1 protein-coding gene is annotated in these 400 nt (G+C 70.0%); it reads right to left on the minus strand.

The window, feature by feature from the left end; translation table 11 throughout:
- Positions 1–118 precede the first annotated feature (118 nt).
- On the minus strand, positions 119–400 hold a 282-nt coding region (locus AC1DFM_RS34875; protein ID WP_477081398.1), incomplete at its 5' end, for a His/Gly/Thr/Pro-type tRNA ligase C-terminal domain-containing protein.

Raw genomic sequence — 400 nt, forward strand, 5'->3', positions numbered from 1 at the left:
GCCTGGATGTAGGTCATCCGGTGCGGCACCCAGAGGCGCTGGAACTCGTCTGGGACGCCGGCCAGGTGCGCAGCGTCTTCCAGCCGCGCATCCTGGGCGGCGGCGTCCCCGTCGACGGTCATGCCAGATCGCCCGCCGTCTGGATCAGCACGTGGCTCTCGATCGCCCGGCGCACCCGGTCGACGGCGTCGGCGAGTGGCACGCCGTTCTCCTGAGTTCCGTCGCGGAAGCGGAACGACACCGTGCCGGCGGCCCGGTCCTGCTCCCCCGCGATCAGGATGAGCGGGACCTTGCCCGTGGTGTGGTTGCGGATCTTCTTCTGCATGCGCTCATCGGAATGGTCGACCTCCGCACGGACGCCGGCCTCGCGAAGGGCTGCGACGGCGTCATCGAGGTAGTC

The organism is Chitinophaga sp. 05T412, from assembly GCF_056396465.1.